Here is an 18,186-nt window from a genome sequence, read left to right on the forward strand (position 1 = left end):
TCATGACTGTTAAAACCTTTGAAGGTGATTTTGTAAACGCAGACGGCAACTATGCAATTGTTGTTGGCCGTTTTAATGCATTCGTTGTTGAGAGCTTGCTAGAGGGTGCAATCGACACTCTAAAGCGTCATGGCGTAAGCGAAGATAATATTCGTGTAATCCGTGTGCCTGGTGCTTTCGAAATTCCGTTGGCAGTTAAACGCGTTGCAGCGCAGAAGAAAGATGACGCGATTATCGCACTAGGTGCGGTTATCCGTGGCGGTACTCCACACTTTGAGTATGTATCTGGCGAGAGCTCTAAAGGCGTTGCACAGGTATCTTTGGATTATGATCTTCCTATTGCGAACGGTATCCTTACAGTAAACAGCATCGAACAAGCTGTTGAGCGTTCAGGTACTAAAATGGGTAACAAAGGTGCAGAAGCAGCGCTTTCCGCTCTGGAAATGGTTAGCTTGCTTAAGCAGCTTGAGGTTTAAAGCCAGATGAGTGACAACGAAAAAAAATCTGCAGCTAAAAAGAAACCTTCGCTAACATCTCAGCGTCGTAATGCTCGTAGCTATGCGCTGCAGGCTTTGTATTCTTGGTCATTAGCTGGTCAGCCTCTGCATGAACTAGAAGCGCAATTCCGTGTAGATAACGACATGCGTGATACGGATGTACGTTTATTCTCTGAATTGTTGCAGAACGTTGCGGCAACTAAAACAGAGCTTGATGGTCTGTTTACTGACTTCCTTGATCGTCAGATCGAAGAGTTGGATCCTGTTGAATTGAACGTTCTACGTATCGGTGCTTATGAGCTTTCTAAGCGCATGGAAGTGCCATATCGCGTCGCGATCAATGAAAGTGTTGAATTGGCGAAGACGTTCGGTGCAACCGACAGTCATCGTTATGTGAACGGCGTGCTAGATAAACTAGCGCAACGTGTGCGTATGGCCGAAATTCGCGCTAAACGAGAAGGTAAAGCGTAAGCTATGCCGCTGGGTGAATTTGAGCTGATACAGCGCTACTTCGCACAGGTTTCAGAAGCATCTTCGGATGCTTCTGTTGCTTTAGGGGTAGGGGACGACTGCGCACTGCTTAATTTGCCCGAGGGTCAGCAACTCGCCGTTTCTATTGATACGCTGGTTGAAGGCACTCATTTTCTACCTGATATACAGCCGGAGCAACTGGCAGATCGCCTTATGGGTTCGGCTGTGAGTGATCTAGCGGCTATGGGTGCGAAGCCTGCTTGGCTGACGCTTGCGCTTACTTTGCCGCAAACCGATGCAGATTGGCTGAAACGCTTTAGTTCACAATTAGGCATACGCTGCCAAGACTACAGTATTGCGCTCATTGGTGGTGATACCACGCGCGGGCCTCTGACGCTTTCTGCTCAAGTGCATGGCTTTGTACCTCAAGGGAAGGGACTTTGTCGTCATGGAGCTAAACCGGGCGATATTATCTGCGTTAGCGGTAACTTAGGTGATAGCCGTGGAGGTCTTGAAGGGCTGCTTAATGGGTTTGCTAATGAAACTCATGCAGAGTATTTACTCGAGCGTTTCTATTCGCCTGTACCGCGCATCGGTCTTGGTCAATCGTTAGTGGGTTATGCCAGTAGCTGTGTGGATATCTCTGATGGCTTGTTATCCGATTTAGCACATATATTAAAAGCGAGTGGCAATCTTGGTGCGCGTTTGCAGATAGAAGCCTTGCCGATCTCTTCTCAGCTGGTGGATACTTATGGGGAACAGCAGGCACAGCAGTGGGCGTTGACCGGTGGTGAAGATTTTGAGCTATGTTTCACCCTACCGCCGGAACATTTAGCGTTAATTCCTAGTTTACCAACCTCAGTAGCCGTTATTGGTAAGGTCACAGAGGAGTCAGAGCTCAGTCTGTTTCTTCGAGGGGAACCTTGTGAAATTGCAGGCTCAGGTTATGATCACTTCCACCAATCCTGATGTTCAAGTAGGCTGTTAGCCGCGATTGTTAGACTAAGCCGTAAAGGAATAACCGTGAATAAAGTACCTAGTACTGTTTGGAAAAATCCGATCCATTTTCTAGCGTTTGGCCTAGGTAGCGGTGCTGCTCCTTGGATGCCTGGTACTATCGGCACTTTGGCGGCGATCATTCCTTATCTTTGGTTCCAACACTTGAGTTTGCCGTTTTATCTATTGATGTTGGTGGTTACGGCTATCATCGGCATTTGGTTATGCGATCGCACTTCAAAAGATATTGGTGTGCATGATCATGGCGGCATTGTCTGGGATGAGTTTGTTGGCTTTTGGCTGACCATGACGCTTGCACCAACCGGCTGGGAATGGATCGCTCTTGGTTTTGTGCTATTCCGTATTTTTGATATTTGGAAGCCTTGGCCGATCAAATGGGCTGACCAGAAAGTTTCTGGTGGTGTGGGTATTATGCTGGATGACTTGCTGGCAGGTGTTTATGCCGCGGCAATTCTGCAGTTGGTTGCTTACTTTTGGCTTTAAACGATCGTTTTTAGCCGCTCTTCGATTACCTTAATCATACCTGCAGCATCAAGACCGCACTGTTGAAGTTGCTGTGCGCGAGATGCGTGGCCAATCCAACGATCAGGTATACCTAACATCAGTAAAGGTATGTTGATCTGTTCTTTATGTAGGTACTCACTCACACTTGAGCCTGCGCCATTAATGATGCTGTGATCTTCTATGCTTACTAATAAGTCATGACTTTTTGCTGCATCTTTAAGGGCATTGTGATCGAGAGGCTTAACAAAGCGCATATCGATTAGGGTATAACCTTGGTCGTTTGCAACCTCTAGAGCTGTTTCTAGCAAAGGTCCGAAATTTAGAAGCGCAACTTTACTGCCTTGATTGAGCGTTCGGCTTTGCCCTAGCTCAATTGCCTGCATAGGTGTATCTATTTGTGTTGGAACGCTGCCACGTGGATAGCGAACCGCAGCTAAACCTTGATATTGGTAACCGGTGAAAAGCATATTGCGAAGCTCTTCAGCACTTGAAGGCGTCATCAATACAGCTTTTGGTAAGCCGCGCAGCATACCAATATCAAAACAACCTGCATGGGTTGAACCATCTTCTCCAACTAAGCCTGCTCTATCGACGGCGAGCAATAGATCTAGGTCTTGAATGGCCACATCATGGATCAGTTGGTCATAAGCGCGCTGGAGAAAAGTCGAGTAGATGGCTACTACCGGCTTAATATTTTGGCAGGCCATACCAGCTGCTAGGGTCAATGCGTGTTGTTCGGCGATAGCCACATCAAAATAACGATCAGGAAAGCGCTGAGAAAACTCCACTAAATCTGAGCCTTCACGCATAGCCGGGGTAATGGCTGTCAGGTGTGGGTCTTGTTCGGCTAAATCGCAAATCCAACGACCAAAAATATTGGAGTAACTGATTTTCTTCGTAGGCTTTTGGTGAATTGGATCGATCTTAGTAATTGCATGATAACCAACCGGATCGTCTTCAGCAGGTTTGAACCCCTTGCCTTTCTTTGTTACTAAATGAAGGAATTGTGGTCCTGGTCGGTTAAGAACGTCTTGTAATACTGGTAAGAGTTTAGAAAAGTCATGACCATCAACAGGGCCGGTATATTCAAACTCGAGTGCTTCAAACAGAGCTGTGGTGGTCTCACCGTCATTTCTGTCTTTAAAGTTTTTTGCTAGATAAGTCGCCAGCCCGCCTTCATTGTGGGAGATCGACATATCATTGTCGTTCAAGATTACCAGCAGGTTGGTGTTGGTATGTGCTGCATGGTTCAGCGCCTCAAAAGCCATACCAGCAGTCATAGCACCGTCACCAATTACGGCGACAGATTTACTATCTATCCCACGGATCTTATCGGCAATCGCCATGCCTAGAGCAGCACTAATCGAGGTGCTGGAATGACCTACACCAAAGTCATCATATGGGCTTTCGTCCCGCTTAGGGAAGGGGGAGGGGCCCTCTTGCTGACGGATTTTGGGTAACTGTTCGCGACGGCCGGTTAAGATTTTATGAGGGTAGCATTGGTGACCTACATCCCACACTAAATGATCTTGCGGTGTGTTAAGCACATAATGCAGAGCCACTGTCAGTTCGACTACGCCCAGCCCAGCACCGAAATGGCCACCACTTTGCCCGACGCTATAGAGTAGATAAGCTCTTAATTGCTCAGCTAGCGCTGGCAGTTGTTCGGGCGTGAGTAAACGCAGAGCGATTGGACTATCAATGCTATCCAACAGAGGTGTGCTAGGGCGTTTACTTGGGATTGTATGGAACATAAAGCTCGATCAGTTATTAGTGGTCACGATGCACAATAAAATCAGCGAGGGCTTTAAGCTCTGATGCGTCTTCGCCGAATACATCTAATGCCGATAGGGCCTGTTGATGAAGCTGCTGTAATTTCAGCTTAGCACCTTCCAAACCCAATAGAGCAGGATACGTAGGTTTATTCTGTTCCAGATCAGAACCTTGAGGTTTTCCGATCACTTCAGAATCGCCTTCTATATCGAGAATGTCATCTTGTACTTGGAAGGCTAGGCCGATGGCGTTGGAGTATTCTGCAAGAGCTGCTAACTGTTTTTGATCGGTTAAGCCTGCACAGATCGCTCCCATTTGTACTGAGCAAGTCAGCAGAGCACCGGTTTTATGTTGGTGCATAGCTTCAAGCTGCTCAAGTGAAAGAGAGTTGCCCACATTACGCAGATCAAACGATTGTCCGACAACCATACCTTGATGCCCAGACGCATGGCTCAACTTCTGGATAAGGTTTAAACGAGTCTCTGACGAAAGATTGTCGTCGGATGAGATCAATTCAAATGCTAAACATTGCAGAGCGTCACCTGCTAAGATTGCGGTCGCTTCATCAAAAGCAATATGGCAGGTTGGTTTGCCTCGCCTCAGGTCGTCATCATCCATTGCCGGAAGATCATCATGAACCAAAGAGTAGCTATGTATGCACTCAATAGCGGCTGCAGCGCTGTCTGCTTTTTCATGACTGCTGCCTAGCATTGCATTGACCATATAGATCAAAGCCGGTCGAATGCGTTTTCCACCATTGAATAGTGAATATTGCATAGATTCTTGTAGGACCGGATCTATACTGTCTTTATTGATACATTTCTGAAGGTGGTGATCTACCCGCTCTTGGTAGCTCTTGAGTAGATTGCGGATCTCCAAGATCAGCTGTCCTCGTCTGCAGTAAACGGTTTGGTTGAGAGTTCACCGTCGGATTCTATCAAAAGCTGAACTTTTTGCTCTGCTTGAGTAAGAATACCTTGGCACTCTCGAGTTAGGCTGACACCCTCTTCAAAGGCTTGAAGTGACTCTTCCAAGGACAGATCCCCTTGTTCCATTTTGGTAACTAGGGCTTCAAGTGCTTGCAGGGATTGTTCAAAGTCAGTTGTTTTTTTCTTACGTGGCATAAGAGCGAATCTTAGATTGAAAGCGCTAAACTTACCGAAGCCAGCAGCTATAAGCAAATATACATACAATTTCTATAGTTAAACGATTGTATGATGGGTGAAACCCCGTGCTTTTTTGCTATGATAGGCAGCTTAGATTTGAACAGTTTGCGCGCTTAATTAAGGAGTAATGAGTGGATATAGCAACGCTCGTCGGATTATTAGGCAGTTTTGGTATTGTAATAGCTGCGATCGTCACTGGTGGTGATGCTGGGGTGTTTATTAACCCTCCGTCTTTGTTGATCGTTGTCGGTGGTTCCATCTTTGTTGTATTGATGAAATTCACACTGCCCCAGTTCCTTGGTGCCGGCAAAGTTGCGGCGAAAGCTTTTATGTTCAAGTCGTTAAATCCAGAAGAGATTATTGCTGAAACGGTAGATCTGGCTGATGCGGCGCGTAAAGGTGGCTTACTGTCTTTAGAAGATAAGACAGTAAGTAGCGACTTTATGCAGCGTGGTATCCAATTGCTCGTGGATGGTCACGATCCTGAAGTAGTTAAAGGTCTGCTGAATAAAGAAGCTAAGTTGACTCATGACCGCCATGAATTTGGTGCGACTGTATTCTCCGCGATGGGGGATGTAGGCCCTGCGATGGGGATGATCGGTACACTGGTAGGTCTGGTACAGATGCTATCAAATATGAGTGACCCGAAATCCATCGGTCCTGCGATGGCGGTCGCACTTCTAACGACGCTTTATGGTGCAATGCTTGCAACCATGATCACAATTCCACTAGCAGATAAACTGAACGTACGTAAAGATGAAGAGGCGTTGAACTCGGCTTTGATTATTGACGGCCTACTGGCTATTCAAGCGGGTCAAAACCCTCGTGTAATCGAGCAAATGTTGCGTAACTATCTGCCAGAAGGCAAGCGTGCGGCAGCTGAAGGTTAATTCGGTAAAGGACTAGAGCGATGAGTGACGATACCGAAGAACAAGAATGCCCCCCCTGCCCCCCCGGGCTTCCGGCTTGGCTGGCAACGTTTGGCGACTTGATGTCGCTGCTGATGTGTTTCTTCGTACTTCTGCTTTCCTTCTCGGAGATGGACGTACTGAAGTTTAAGCAGTTGGCAGGTTCAATGCGTGAAGCGTTTGGTGTTCAAAACCAGATTAAAGTAGAGGATATTCCAAAGGGTACCTCTATTATCGCGCAGGAATTTAGCCCTGGTCGTCCAGAACCTACTCCTCTTAACGAAGTCCGTCAGATGACGGTTAACAACGATATGAATACTTTGGATATTCGATCGAAAGAGGGTGATAGTGATTCGCCTGATAAAGAGGCGGGTGAAGCACAAGAACTACAGAAGCAACAAGAGCAGGAAGCTAAAGAGGAGGCTGTTGAGTTTGCTGCAGCCTTGGCTCAAGAGATCGGTGAAGGTAGCGTTGAGGTAGAGACGGATGGTAAGAAAATTATTATTCGTATCAAAGAAAAAGGCTCTTTTGATTCCGGTTCAGCTGAACTCAAATTCGAGTCGATTCCTGTGTTAGCTAAAATTCGAGATGTGCTTTTAAATGTTCAAGGTAATGTTGCGATTGAAGGGCACAGTGACAATATTCCTTATGCAGGTCGACGCTTTGAATCTAACTGGGATCTGTCTGTAGCACGTGCCTTAGCAGTAGCGCACGAACTATTTGGTGATCCGAGAATCGATCAATCTCGCTTTAAAGTACTCGGGTTGGCAGATACGAAACCGTTAGTGCCTAATGACACTCGCGCTAATCGTGTGAAAAACCGTCGTGTAGAGATTATTGTTCAGAAAGGTAAGGACAAAGAGTCCTTAGAAAAAATTCAGGCTCGTCAGGATGGCGATCCAGATGGTGAATTAATCAACCTGACTCCGGATAATATTTTCTAAGCGGTGAATATCACTTACATAAAAAAACCGCCATAGGGCGGTTTTTTTATTGCCGAAACTCTAACTTACTTAGAGTTATCAACCATGTACTGGATCGCAGCTTTTAGCTCGCCATCTGTGCAGTCCATGCAAAGACCACGTGGTGGCATTTGGCCTTTACCTTTGTCAGCTGTAGCGTAAAGTGCATCAATACCTAGTGCTGCACGTGGGCCCCATGCTGCAGCATCACCTACTTTAGGTGCGTTAGCAACACCAGATGCATGGCACATTGCACATTTAGTGTTATAAACAGTAGCTCCATCACGCTCAGCCATAGCTGCTGCTGGAATCATCATTGCTGCAGCTGCAGTCGCCATCAGTAGTTTTTTCATTGTAATTTTCCTGTAGGTGCTCATAAATTTGTCATTGGGACTAATTAGACTTCGCCCTCACAACCAAGCCCGCTACCCCCTAGTAGCATCTATTAGTAACCCAAGTAGGGTGAATTGTATCTGAACAAAGTCAATAGAAGAACGAAATAATGCTAAAGGATAGCTTGATACAGGAAAGATTGGTTCGGTTGGTGGGATTAGTTACCTAAACGCATGGCAAAATTAGCCTGATTATGTTGAATCTGAATGGTTTTTTCATGAATACGTTCTTCCGCATGAAATTCTGCGATTGCTTGATCCACGATGTTTTTAGGTGCCATTGCTAAGTTGCGAACGTCCATTTCGGAATAGCCACGTTTCAGCAACTGCTTCAGCTGAGTTGTTAAAGTTGTTTCTGTCATTTTCTTAGCCTCTTTAAATTTAATACTCATCATGCATTAGATTTATTACAGAAATATGTCATTCAATTGATGATTTTGTTGAATGGAGTGGGAGGGGCGTTACTCTTCGGAATTGTTTAGTGCCATGCTTATGAGTGCGCTGTAGAGCTGGACTAAGTTACCAATAAATAGATGGTGCTCAGGTGAATCCGTTGAAAGGATATGTAAATTTTGGATCGCGTTGTGGAGGGTATCTAAAAATTCTAAGTCATATGTTTCTGCTGCTTGGCCTGCTTGTAAGCGGTCTCGAAGCTCATAGGCGCGAGGGAGCAGACGTTTCTGAATATCCAGAATACTAATTTGAATGACGTTTTCTTTGCGAGAAGTATCCATGAGTGCTGCGATTCGCTTGGTTCGATATTAACAGCATAGTAGGCATTCAGGGTTTGTGTTTTTGAAATCTAGTCGCTCAGCCTTTGACTTTGATACCTAACGAAGAATAGGCTGCTGCTGTAACGTCTGGATCTAACGGCGGCGGAGTTATATCGACTTCAGCGGAGAGTTGTTTTACAACACACTTGAGCGCTTCTATCCGTGTGTACCATTTATGGTTGGCTGCAATGACATTCCATGCTGCAGTTTCTGTATGTGTGTAGTGCAACATGTCATTGATCGCGTGAGTATAATCTTCCCAGCGCTCACGATTACGAATATCTTCGGTGGTTAGCTTCCAGCGTTTTACCGGATTGTTGAGGCGTTCGGTAAAACGTCTCAGCTGTTCATCAGGGGTAATATGCATAAAGATTTTTATTATGCGAGCGCCATCATCAATCAAGCTGCGTTCAAATTCATTTATCTCTTGGTAGGCTCTCTGCCATTGCTGTGGTGAAGCAAACTCCTCAACCCGTTCGACTAATACGCGGCCATACCAAGAGCGATCAAAAATTGCGATAGAGCCTGCGGGTGGCAATTTTTCTTGGAAACGTTGCAGGTAATGTTTGCTTTGTTCGATTGACGTTGGTGCACTAATCGGGTGAACTGTGAAACCTCGTGGGTCTAACTTTTCGGTCAGGCGTCTAATAGCGCCACCTTTGCCGCTGGCATCCCAGCCCTCAAAGACAATAATAGCCCGGCGATTTTGATGGTAATAAGCTTGTTGTACTTCGAGAATGCGCTTTTGCCACTTTTTTAGTTTTTTGAGGTAATCATCCTTGTCTTGCAGTACTGCATTGTCGAATGTAACGGAATCAAGATTCGGAGAGGGCGATCTTAAAATTATTGGGCTGGGCGTGTGCATAACAAGTTCTCCCTCATTTATTGGGCAACGGCTCAGGGTAGTTCCTAATTGCTGCTCTTTAGCCAGTCTCTGGCAGCTGTTGTTATTTTTTCCACAGCGGTATGTGAAATCTTACGCTCGATCGAGATTGCGTAGAAGTTATTCACAATTTCATTGGTTTCTCCCAAGGTTACTAAACCTAGCTGCGAAGATACTTCATCTCTAATCGGTGTCGGTACCACCATGATCCCTTTTCCGGCATTTGCGAACGCTTTGATTAATGCGCTGTCATCAAATTCCCCTACCACGCGAGGATGGATTCGGTTCTTACTAAACCACTGTAGCAGTTGTGAGCGGACAATGGTTGTTTCGCTCGGAAGTAGCATAGGGGAGCCATTAAGGTTATGTGGAAATTCTCCGCTTAGTTGCTCAACCACTGATGGGCTTGCCATAAAACTACTGCCACAGGTGCCTAAGCTATGGCTAAAACCATTAATACTGACATCAGATGGGATCGGTGATTCTGAAATCACCAGGTCTAATCTATGCAGGGCAAGCTCTGCGAGTAGCTCGTTAATATCACCTTCATGGCAGATCATTCTGACATTGTTGATGTCATCCATCGCCGGGGAGAGTAAGTGATAAGCGATCGATTTCGGTACTACATCTACCACGCCTACTTTGAAAACTAAGGGGCGGATCTTATCTAAATTACGGACCCGTTCTTCAAGCTCTCCACCTAGTGAAAAGATATCACTGGCGTAGCTTAAAACCATATGACCCGTTTCTGTTAGCTCTAATTGTCGGCCCACTTTTGTGAAGAGTGAGCAGCCAAGATAGTCATCAAGCAAGCTTAACTGAGCACTTATTGTATGTGGAGTAACACTTAGACGCTCTGCAGCAGCGGCGATGCTTCCCTCTTTAGCGACCATCCAGAAATAGTGAAGGTGTTTGTAATTAATCATTAAAAACTCGGTAAAATCGATGCTTTTGTTAATAATAATCGAGTTTTATTGTTTTTGGTAGGCGGTTAAATTTTGAACTGTTGATGCCGGAAAGCCAAAAGGCTTTTGGTTAGAAAAAATCAGGAGGGGTGTATGAATACATCTATAAGATCTTCAGCAACTCAAACGCAAACATCGGCGTTAGAGTCTAATAAGGTACTACGCAACACCTATGCATTGTTGTCTATGACTTTGCTATTCAGTGCTATTACTGCTGGTGTCTCTATTGCTCTACAGCTACCTCACCCCGGCGTCATCATCTCTTTAGTCGGCTTTTTCGGTCTGTATTTCTTGACCTACAAGCTGCGCAATAGTGTCTGGGCGCTGCCTTCAGTCTTTGCTCTGACTGGTTTTATGGGTTACACCCTTGGCCCTATTGTTGGTCATTATTTGGCGATGCCGGGTGGCGGTTCCATCGTAATGAACGCAATGGGTATGACAGGGATTATTTTCTTAGGCCTGTCAGCTTATGTCCTAACCACACGTAAGAACTTTACCTTTATGGGTGGCTTCTTAATGGTTGGTGTGTTGCTAGCGTTTGTTGCAGGTTTAGGTGCAATCTTTTTCCAGATTCCTGCACTGTCTCTCGCTGTATCGGCAATGTTCGTTTTGTTGATGTCTGGTTTTATTCTTTATGAAACAAGCAACATCCTGCACGGCGGTGAGACAAACTACATCATGGCAACAGTGTCCTTGTATGTATCCATCTATAACTTGTTTACCAGTTTATTGCATATCCTAGGTTTCCTAGGTGGTGAAGATTAAGACATTAAACCCTTTATTAGCTATGCACTTGTGATAACCCCACTGGGGTATTCAGGCGACCTTTTAGGTCGCCTTTTTTTATTTCAGCCAATCGGCAGCTACTTGAATGGGTTGTTGATCTCGTTCTGAAACCCAAATGGCCAATGCATGCTTTTGAGACGTTTGAAGATGGGGTAGTTCAAAGCTCCAGTTATAGTCTGATTGGGCTTTTTGTTGCTTATGTAACACCACAAATTGATGTTGAAGTAAGCGGCCTGCATTTTCGCCCGAAGTGACTTGGCTACTGAGATCAAAGCCGAGTACAGCAACATGAGCTATAAGCGCCTTTCGGTCTTTTGTAGGTGTATAACTCACTTTAAGTGTTTGGGTGTTGAGGCTTGCTTTAAGAAGTCCTCCAGAGAAAGATTGATTAGGTAGGGTTTTACCTTGGAAAAAACCTCGCCATTCTTTACCAGAGCTAATCCAGCCAGGTGTATATACACTTCTGAAATTTCCTAAGCGGCGATGATTATATTGGCGCTGTTTAAACTCAGGTTGGGCAAAGCGATCTTTCCAGCCAATGTAATCCCAATAATCTACATGAAAGGCTAAAGGCACGACCTTTTTCCAAAGGTCAGGGGAGTTTACAAAACTGTTGATATAGCGTTCTGCGGGTGGGCAGCTGGAGCAGCCTTCAGATGTATAGAGCTCAACTAACTGAGGTACAGGTCCCTGATTTTCAAAGATCTGCTCAGCCATTAAGTTTTGAGGTAACAAATAAAGACTGGCAGCGATTAAAGCGTTGGTGAATAGTTTCATGGCTCTGTCCTCCCATTTTCTGTGAGACTTCAGAGCGCTGGGTGAGTTCAGTTATTCTGTCTCAATCTTGCAAGCGGGGCTTTTGCCTGGGAGTGTTTCAAAAGCATCGAGTTGGTTAACCGTTTGATACCAGTTCGCTCGACTTCCCCAAAAAAGATTACGTTCGGGTGATACCCCAAGGTCGGTATCAAGTGTGCCGGCAGGGATGATCATTGCTTTGCCTGTTTGAGCTAACCACGGCAGGTTAGATCCACACTTTTTACAAAAACAGACCGCAAAATGTTTGGCATCGCTCGGTTCATAGCGTCCTACCGATGATTCGCCCGCTGTCCATCGGAATTGCTCAGGCGGCATAATGATATTACTGGCATGCGCGCTGCCTGTGGTTTTGCGGCAACGCGAACAGTGACAATATTGGAAAGTAGAAAAGGGAGGTGATATTTCATATTGAACATCACCACACAAACAGCTGCCGCTGTAAATCTCCTTAGCACTCATTACAATATCCTAGCGATCAAACGCAGTAACCATTGAATCTAGTTGTTTTACCAGTTCATGCAGTTCACTGCTAGCGGAAGCGGTTTCATCAGAGGCTTCACTGTTGCGGCGGGCTAGATCTCTTATCGCGACAATATTTTGTTGAATCTCTTCTACAACTGAAGACTGTTGTTCAGAGCTGCTGGCGATTTGCAGGCAACGATCTGAAATATCATCAATAGAACTTTGTACTGTTTGGAATGCTTCATCAGCAATATTAGCGACATCCACACTTTGTTTAGCGTGGTCGCGGCTTTGCTCCATGATGCTGACGGTTTTATCCACTGCAGACTGAACACTTTCGATTGAAGTTTCAATTTCTTGCGTCGAGTTTTGAGTACGAGTTGCTAAGGTACGGACTTCATCAGCTACCACGGCAAAGCCACGTCCCGTTTCCCCTGCTCTTGCTGCTTCGATTGCAGCGTTAAGTGCAAGTAGATTGGTTTGTTCAGCAATATCGTTAATCACAGTCACTACATTGCCTATGGCATCGGTATGCTGTTTAAGCTCCATCGTTGCTTCAGTCGCTTCCACGACTTCATTGGAAAGGTCTTTAATGTGATTTACCGTATTATAAAGAGCCGTTCGACCTTGCTCAGTGGTAGAGCGCGCATTTTGCGATGCATTCGACATGTCGCTAGTGTTAGACGCAATTTCTTGAGATGCGCAGGCCATTTGGTGAACTGCCGCTGCGACCATATCGCTTTCTTTATCTTGTTGGCTGATTCCTTCATTAGTTTGTCGGATCGCGTTATCAGTAACATCAATTGCTTTATCAATAGTGTGACTCACATCGCCCAATCGTGTAAGCACGGTGGTGTTTCTGGCTTCATTCATCTGCAAAGCGAGATCGACTTCACCAAACTCATCTTGTCGTGGACAATACATTAATTGGATAAGTGGATTACTAAAACGCTTACGTGCACGATCCGCTAGCTCCTTAATTGGAGAGGTGAGACGCAATAAGCAGCCACCTAGGAGTAATTCGGTCAGTGCCATAATTCCCAAAACAGCAAGGGATGCGTCAGCAAACCAAGCAGCAATTAAGCTAATTAAAGATATTAAAGCGAAGATACCGAACGTTTGGTTGCTAATGGAGTTTAACTTAAGCGCTTTTCCTGCTTTACCAGCATTGGCAACGGCATAAATAACTTCGGCTTTCGATACTTGCTCCGCAGAAGGTTTAAAACGCACCGATTGGTAGCCAACCTTTTGGCCTTTTTCGTATAGAGGGGTTACATAGGCATCCACCCAATAATGATCACCATTTTTACAACGATTTTTAACGATGCCTCGCCATGCCTGATTTTCCTTTAATGAGGTCCAAAGATTATCAAAAGCAGCAGGTGGTACATCTGGGTGACGAACAATATTGTGGGCTTTACCTAAAAGTTCTTCTTCGCTGAACCCTGAAATATCGCAAAAAACCTGATTAACGTAGGTAATCCGTCCTTTGAGGTCTGTTGTGGAAATAATGCGCTGACCTTCGGGCAGTACTACCTCACGGTTGGTAACTGGCATTTTTTTCATGGTTCACCCTTCTTCGCATACAAAAGAAAAACTAACGGTTCTTAATTATTAGATGTGTACAATGTGTCTTATCTGCATAGTTTAGTAATAGTTATAGCTGTATTTAAATGATATAGCTCAGCAGGCTGGCTAATTTATTGATAATTTTGAACGTTTAATCTCCTGTTAGCTCAGATAATAGAAAGGAATAAAGCATGTCGTTTCGATTGGAATTTAAAGTGCGTGATTACGAGTGTGATCTGCAAGGCATCGTTAATAATGGTGTTTACTTCAATTACTTGGAGCATGCGCGTCACGAGTACCTGTTAGATAAGGGAATCGACTTTGCTAAGTTGACCGAAGATAAAATTCATCTGGTCGTTGTTCGCTCTGAAATGGATTATAAAAATTCCTTAACCAGTGGTGACCGCTTTGTTGTTGAAGTAAGCGTCGAACGGGTGAGTAAAGTTAAGTTTGGTTTCCGTCAGCGTGTGGTTCGATTGTCAGATGAAAAGGTAGCACTTGAAGCGTTAGTCATTGGAACGGCATTAAATGAAAGGGGCCGTCCATTTGTGTTACCAGAAATTGCCGCATTGATGCCGGAAGAGTAGGAAGAGACAGTACCCAGTGAATTTTTCAGCTTGGTTGTTAGCAAATGAACCGATCGTGCGCTTAAGCTGTTTCTTCGGTGTATTTACCTTGATGGCCTGCTGGGAGTTTAACCATCCTTTTCGACCCTTGCTGCAAGAAAAGTGGCTTCGCTGGCGATCGAATCTCAGTTTAGTTGTACTTAATAGTTTGTTACTGAGAGTTATGTTTCCGGTAGCTGCTGTTGGTGTTGCTGGATATGCGCAGGCCAAAGGGTTTGGGCTTTTTGTATGGTTGGATTTGCCTATTTGGTTGGAGGTCTTATTAGCTGTAGTGCTTTTGGATTTTCTGATTTATGCACAGCATGTTCTCTTTCATAAAGTTCCTTTGCTATGGCGTTTTCACCGCATGCATCATGCGGATCCAGATATTGATGTGACCACGGGGGCTAGATTTCATCCAGTTGAAATTGTCCTGTCGATGCTGATTAAAATGTTGATGGTGTTTCTTCTGGGGCCAGCGGTGGTTGCGGTGATCTTATTTGAAGTGTTACTCAACGCTTCAGCTATGTTTAATCACTCGAATATACAATTGCCTAAACTATTAGATGGGGGGATTCGTTGGCTGTTTGTTACCCCTGATATGCATCGAGTGCATCATTCAAAAATTCCCAGTGAGACGGATAGTAATTATGGCTTTGCGTTATCCTGTTGGGATCGAATATGTAAGACTTATATTGAGAAGCCCGCTAAAGGCCGAGTAGGTGTAGAGATTGGATTAAACGAGTTTAATGATCCAAACACCTCCTGCCGTTTGGGTGGTATGTTGATGTTACCGTTTAAAAAGTGATTATTTAGTTTGAGTTAGCTGTGACCAGAAGGCATTGATCAACGGGTTCTTAAGTTTTTTCTCTAAAGTCACTATCCCAACTTCATAGGGTTTGAGTTTAGGTGTAATGTCGAGTACTTCGACACTGTTTGCTAGTGGGCTGTTTTGCAGAACGATCTCAGGTACAACCCCTATGCCAAACCCTAGACTTACCATGCTAACAATCGCTTCGTTACCCGATACCTGCGCGTAGATAATCGGTTTTATATCTTGATCTTTAAACCAGCGATCGACCCTTTTACGAGCCAAACCCGCTTCGGATAGGATCATCGGTGTGGAGCTATCTGGCCGAACCGGTGGTTTGTCTTGACCTTGTAGTCCCTGTTTTGGCGCTATGAAGAGTAATGGCGAGATCGCAATCGTCTTAAACGCAATCCCCGCCGGTAAAGTGTCAGGTTTGGCGCTAATAGCAAAGTCTTCATCTCCTGATAGTATCCGGGATATAGCGTGTTCATGATCCCCGGTGTGTAACTTGATCTCTATTTTGGGATAGTCGGTACGGAACTCACTCAAGATATCGAATAGGAAGCTGTAACTGGCGGTAACCGAGCAATACATGCTTATTTCGCCCTGAAGTTCACCCGACCTTTCCATCAGTTGAGTGCGCACCATATCCCATTGACCTAGAGAATCACGGGCATAGTCTAAGAAGATTTTGCCTTCTGCCGTTAGGGCTACACTGCGGTTATCTCGTTCAAACAGATCTGTGCCGACTTCTTCTTCTAACTGCTTGATGCTTCTGCTTAGTGCCGAAGGGCTTATGTAAGAAGCTTCGCTTGCTCGACCAAAATGTAAGGTTTCGGCTAAGTGAACGAATTGTTTGAGCTGTTTGATATCCATAATGTTGCGCTTTTTCGAATGTTTCTCTTATTTTATGCCAATTTTTAATCTGATAGGAGTGTCTCTGCTTATTTTTTGTTCAGTTTTGTCATATTTCTATGCTATTTTCTATGTTGTTATTGTGCGGCGCACAAAAGCAGCAGGAGGCACGTATGACAAAGTCATTGAATTTGGCATTACAGGGTGGTGGTGCTCATGGAGCATTTGCTTGGGGCGTTTTAGATCGTTTACTTGAAGAAGATATCAAGCCTCAAGCGATCAGCGGAACTAGTGCAGGTGCTATGAATGCGATTCTGCTTGCACATGGTTGGCAGTTGAATGGTGCTTTAGGAGCAAAGGATTTATTAGACCAATTTTGGCACAAGGTTTCTCTTAACTCTCCTTCGGAGTTGGTAGGTTCTCAGTTGCCCGATTCCCAGATGACGGCGGTGACAGGGTTTATGCTTGATCTCTTGCGTTATCTATCGCCTTACGACCTTAACCCGCTCGATATTAATCCATTGCGTGGTTTGCTGGATGATATTGTCGACTTTGAAATGCTGAGAAATGATGGATCAATACAGTTATTCATAGCTGCTACCGATGTTACAACAGGAAAAATTCGTCTATTTAGAGAGAATGAACTGACCACGGAGCATGCTTTGGCTTCGGCGTGTTTACCAACGTTGCATCAAGCAATTGAAATTGATGATTGTTACTACTGGGATGGAGGCTTCTCCGGCAACCCTGCGGTGTATCCGCTGATCTTTGATTGTCAGGAAGAGGATATCTTAATGGTTTTGCTTCAGCCTATGCAGGGACGTGATCTCCCGACGACCTCTCATGCGATTAACCAACGTGTGACTGAGTTGGGTTTTCAAAGTACTTTTTTACGAGAGATGAGAGCGATCAGCTATACCCGACTGCAGGCAAAAGGTAAGTTTTTCAGTTCCAGTAGTCTGGAGCGGCGGTTCAAAGCGCTACGTTTTCATCTGATTGAATCGGGCGAAGTGTTATCTAGTCTGGAACAAGCCAGCAAATATGATACTCGGCAGGAGTTTCTTTTAGGTCTCAAGGAAAAGGGGCGAAATGCTGCAGAACAGTGGGTTGGATCAAACTTCAGTGCGATAGGGCAGCAGCCAAGTTGTGACATTGAGGCGATGTTTTTATAGTACAAGAGTAATGAATTGGTATGGATGTGTAAGATGGTTAAAAGCCGGAATCAACTGAAGTTGTTACTGCTTCAGATCCGAGATGAAGATCAGGTTCGCAGGGAAGAACTAGAGAGTTTTGCTGAATATTGCGGGCTTAATATCGAGCAGTTTGATGTACTTAATGTCTTTGATACACCGACATTTCCAGATACTGCTGCTGATAACTATGACGCTTTGTTAGTCGGTGGTGCCAGTGAAGCGAATGTACTTTTTCCAGACATTTACCCATTTGTAGATCAGTGTCAGCAGCTCATTTTACGTTGTGCAGAAACCGACAAACCAGTGTTTGCCTCCTGCTTTGGTTTTCAGTTAGCGGTATTAGCGCTTGGTGGTGAGATCTTGCATCGAGAGAAAGATTTCGAGATGGGTACAATACCTATCTCGCTTGATCATAGCGTTTGGCAGGATCCAATATTTCGCGATACCCCCGACAATTTTTATGCAGTTTCAGTACACAAGCAGTACGCAAATGAACTGCCGAAAAACTGTGTTTCCCTTGCTTACACAGAGCAATGCATCCATGCATTTAGAGTAAAAGATAAGCCTTTCTGGGCTTTTCAATTTCATCCTGAGGTTGGTAAACGAATCTTGGTTGAGCGACTGACCTTTTACAAAGATAAATACACTGATGGAGATGATCATCTTGATCAGGTACTTGCGACCGCTAAAGAAACGCCTCAATCTAATGCATTGTTAACCAAGTTTGTGGATAGAATTCTTTTAGATCAGGATCATCTAGATCTCTAGAAATGGCATC

Annotated in this window: 23 protein-coding genes; 11 read left to right on the forward strand and 12 right to left on the reverse strand. The window is 44.8% G+C overall.

What is annotated here, in order from left to right; genetic code table 11:
• Positions 1-2 precede the first annotated feature (2 nt).
• Genes ribE through ACMXYT_RS01575 form a run of 4 tightly spaced genes read left to right on the forward strand, consistent with a single transcriptional unit; the run spans position 3 to position 2,468 of the window.
• Entirely contained in the window at positions 3-476 is a 474-nt protein-coding gene (gene ribE, locus ACMXYT_RS01560) for a 6,7-dimethyl-8-ribityllumazine synthase (RefSeq protein ID WP_415883262.1), read from the forward strand.
• A gap of 6 nt (positions 477-482) precedes the next feature.
• Positions 483-968, forward strand: a complete 486-nt coding sequence (nusB, locus tag ACMXYT_RS01565; RefSeq protein ID WP_415883263.1) for a transcription antitermination factor NusB — start codon at positions 483-485, stop codon at positions 966-968.
• A gap of 3 nt (positions 969-971) precedes the next feature.
• Positions 972-1,937, forward strand: a complete 966-nt coding sequence (gene thiL, locus ACMXYT_RS01570; RefSeq protein ID WP_415899919.1) for a thiamine-phosphate kinase — start codon at positions 972-974, stop codon at positions 1,935-1,937.
• A gap of 54 nt (positions 1,938-1,991) precedes the next feature.
• Entirely contained in the window at positions 1,992-2,468 is a 477-nt protein-coding gene (locus ACMXYT_RS01575; RefSeq protein WP_415899920.1) for a phosphatidylglycerophosphatase A, read from the forward strand.
• On the opposite strand, the gene ACMXYT_RS01580 is transcribed toward ACMXYT_RS01575, so the two are convergent.
• From ACMXYT_RS01580 to ACMXYT_RS01590, 3 genes are read right to left on the reverse strand one after another with little or no spacing between them, the layout of a single operon-like run.
• The gene (locus tag ACMXYT_RS01580; protein ID WP_415899921.1) at positions 2,465-4,243 is read right to left on the reverse strand and encodes a 1-deoxy-D-xylulose-5-phosphate synthase; all 1,779 of its coding nucleotides are present in this window, start codon (positions 4,241-4,243) and stop codon (positions 2,465-2,467) included. The genes ACMXYT_RS01575 and ACMXYT_RS01580 overlap by 4 nt on opposite strands.
• 16 nt (positions 4,244-4,259) lie before the next feature.
• Positions 4,260-5,141, reverse strand: coding sequence for a (2E,6E)-farnesyl diphosphate synthase (gene ispA / locus ACMXYT_RS01585; RefSeq protein WP_415899922.1), 882 nt, complete (start codon positions 5,139-5,141; stop codon positions 4,260-4,262).
• A gap of 2 nt (positions 5,142-5,143) precedes the next feature.
• Entirely contained in the window at positions 5,144-5,386 is a 243-nt protein-coding gene (locus ACMXYT_RS01590) for an exodeoxyribonuclease VII small subunit (protein ID WP_415899923.1), read from the reverse strand.
• A gap of 173 nt (positions 5,387-5,559) precedes the next feature.
• Between ACMXYT_RS01590 and pomA the strand changes: the two genes are divergently transcribed.
• Together pomA and ACMXYT_RS01600 are read left to right on the forward strand one after the other, a co-directional pair.
• Complete coding sequence (pomA, locus tag ACMXYT_RS01595; protein ID WP_415893214.1) at positions 5,560-6,318, forward strand: flagellar motor protein PomA; 759 nt, start codon at positions 5,560-5,562, stop codon at positions 6,316-6,318.
• 20 nt (positions 6,319-6,338) lie between these two features.
• Positions 6,339-7,280, forward strand: coding sequence for a flagellar motor protein MotB (locus tag ACMXYT_RS01600; protein WP_415899924.1), 942 nt, complete (start codon positions 6,339-6,341; stop codon positions 7,278-7,280).
• A gap of 65 nt (positions 7,281-7,345) precedes the next feature.
• Here the strand turns inward: ACMXYT_RS01600 and ACMXYT_RS01605 are convergent, their stop codons facing one another.
• From ACMXYT_RS01605 to nhaR, 5 genes are all read right to left on the reverse strand, one after another.
• Complete coding sequence (locus ACMXYT_RS01605) at positions 7,346-7,651, reverse strand: c-type cytochrome (protein WP_415911770.1); 306 nt, start codon at positions 7,649-7,651, stop codon at positions 7,346-7,348.
• Between the two features lie 197 nt (positions 7,652-7,848).
• A complete protein-coding gene (locus ACMXYT_RS01610; protein ID WP_415883272.1) occupies positions 7,849-8,052 on the reverse strand; it encodes a hypothetical protein in 204 nt (67 codons plus the stop codon).
• A gap of 99 nt (positions 8,053-8,151) precedes the next feature.
• Complete coding sequence (locus tag ACMXYT_RS01615; RefSeq protein WP_415899926.1) at positions 8,152-8,424, reverse strand: hypothetical protein; 273 nt, start codon at positions 8,422-8,424, stop codon at positions 8,152-8,154.
• Between the two features lie 76 nt (positions 8,425-8,500).
• Positions 8,501-9,328 carry a polyphosphate kinase 2 family protein gene (locus ACMXYT_RS01620; protein WP_415899928.1) on the reverse strand — a complete coding sequence of 276 codons (828 nt, stop codon included), beginning with the start codon at positions 9,326-9,328 and terminating at the stop codon, positions 8,501-8,503.
• A 44-nt stretch (positions 9,329-9,372) separates the two neighbouring features.
• Entirely contained in the window at positions 9,373-10,272 is a 900-nt protein-coding gene (gene nhaR / locus ACMXYT_RS01625) for a transcriptional activator NhaR (protein ID WP_415899929.1), read from the reverse strand.
• Between the two features lie 132 nt (positions 10,273-10,404).
• On the opposite strand from nhaR, the gene ACMXYT_RS01630 reads away from it, so the two are divergent.
• A complete protein-coding gene (locus tag ACMXYT_RS01630; protein WP_415890075.1) occupies positions 10,405-11,076 on the forward strand; it encodes a Bax inhibitor-1/YccA family protein in 672 nt (223 codons plus the stop codon).
• Between the two features lie 78 nt (positions 11,077-11,154).
• Here the strand turns inward: ACMXYT_RS01630 and ACMXYT_RS01635 are convergent, their stop codons facing one another.
• From ACMXYT_RS01635 to ACMXYT_RS01645, 3 genes are read right to left on the reverse strand one after another with little or no spacing between them, the layout of a single operon-like run.
• The gene (locus ACMXYT_RS01635; protein WP_415899930.1) at positions 11,155-11,874 is read right to left on the reverse strand and encodes a DUF1223 domain-containing protein; all 720 of its coding nucleotides are present in this window, start codon (positions 11,872-11,874) and stop codon (positions 11,155-11,157) included.
• Positions 11,875-11,925: 51 nt separating this feature from the next.
• The gene (locus ACMXYT_RS01640) at positions 11,926-12,372 is read right to left on the reverse strand and encodes a GFA family protein (protein WP_415899931.1); all 447 of its coding nucleotides are present in this window, start codon (positions 12,370-12,372) and stop codon (positions 11,926-11,928) included.
• A 9-nt stretch (positions 12,373-12,381) separates the two neighbouring features.
• Positions 12,382-13,941, reverse strand: coding sequence for a methyl-accepting chemotaxis protein (locus ACMXYT_RS01645; protein ID WP_415899932.1), 1,560 nt, complete (start codon positions 13,939-13,941; stop codon positions 12,382-12,384).
• A gap of 194 nt (positions 13,942-14,135) precedes the next feature.
• On the opposite strand from ACMXYT_RS01645, the gene ACMXYT_RS01650 reads away from it, so the two are divergent.
• Positions 14,136-14,531 (forward strand): acyl-CoA thioesterase, encoded by a 396-nt coding sequence (locus ACMXYT_RS01650; protein WP_415890079.1) that lies wholly within the window; start codon positions 14,136-14,138, stop codon positions 14,529-14,531.
• Positions 14,532-14,547: 16 nt separating this feature from the next.
• Complete coding sequence (locus ACMXYT_RS01655) at positions 14,548-15,357, forward strand: sterol desaturase family protein (protein ID WP_415899933.1); 810 nt, start codon at positions 14,548-14,550, stop codon at positions 15,355-15,357.
• Here ACMXYT_RS01655 and ilvY read toward each other — a convergent pair whose 3' ends face one another.
• On the reverse strand, positions 15,358-16,236 hold the full coding sequence (gene ilvY / locus ACMXYT_RS01660; RefSeq protein WP_415893225.1) for an HTH-type transcriptional activator IlvY: 879 nt from the start codon (positions 16,234-16,236) through the stop codon (positions 15,358-15,360).
• A 152-nt stretch (positions 16,237-16,388) separates the two neighbouring features.
• On the opposite strand from ilvY, the gene ACMXYT_RS01665 reads away from it, so the two are divergent.
• Positions 16,389-17,387: a patatin-like phospholipase family protein gene (locus tag ACMXYT_RS01665; protein WP_415899934.1), complete on the forward strand. Its 999-nt coding sequence runs from the start codon at positions 16,389-16,391 to the stop codon at positions 17,385-17,387.
• A gap of 33 nt (positions 17,388-17,420) precedes the next feature.
• Positions 17,421-18,176 carry a type 1 glutamine amidotransferase gene (locus tag ACMXYT_RS01670; RefSeq protein ID WP_415899935.1) on the forward strand — a complete coding sequence of 252 codons (756 nt, stop codon included), beginning with the start codon at positions 17,421-17,423 and terminating at the stop codon, positions 18,174-18,176.
• Positions 18,177-18,186: the final 10 nt, after the last annotated feature.

The organism is Neptuniibacter sp. QD37_11 (assembly GCF_047778105.1).
In the GTDB taxonomy this organism is placed as follows: Bacteria; Pseudomonadota; Gammaproteobacteria; order Pseudomonadales; family Balneatricaceae; genus Neptuniibacter.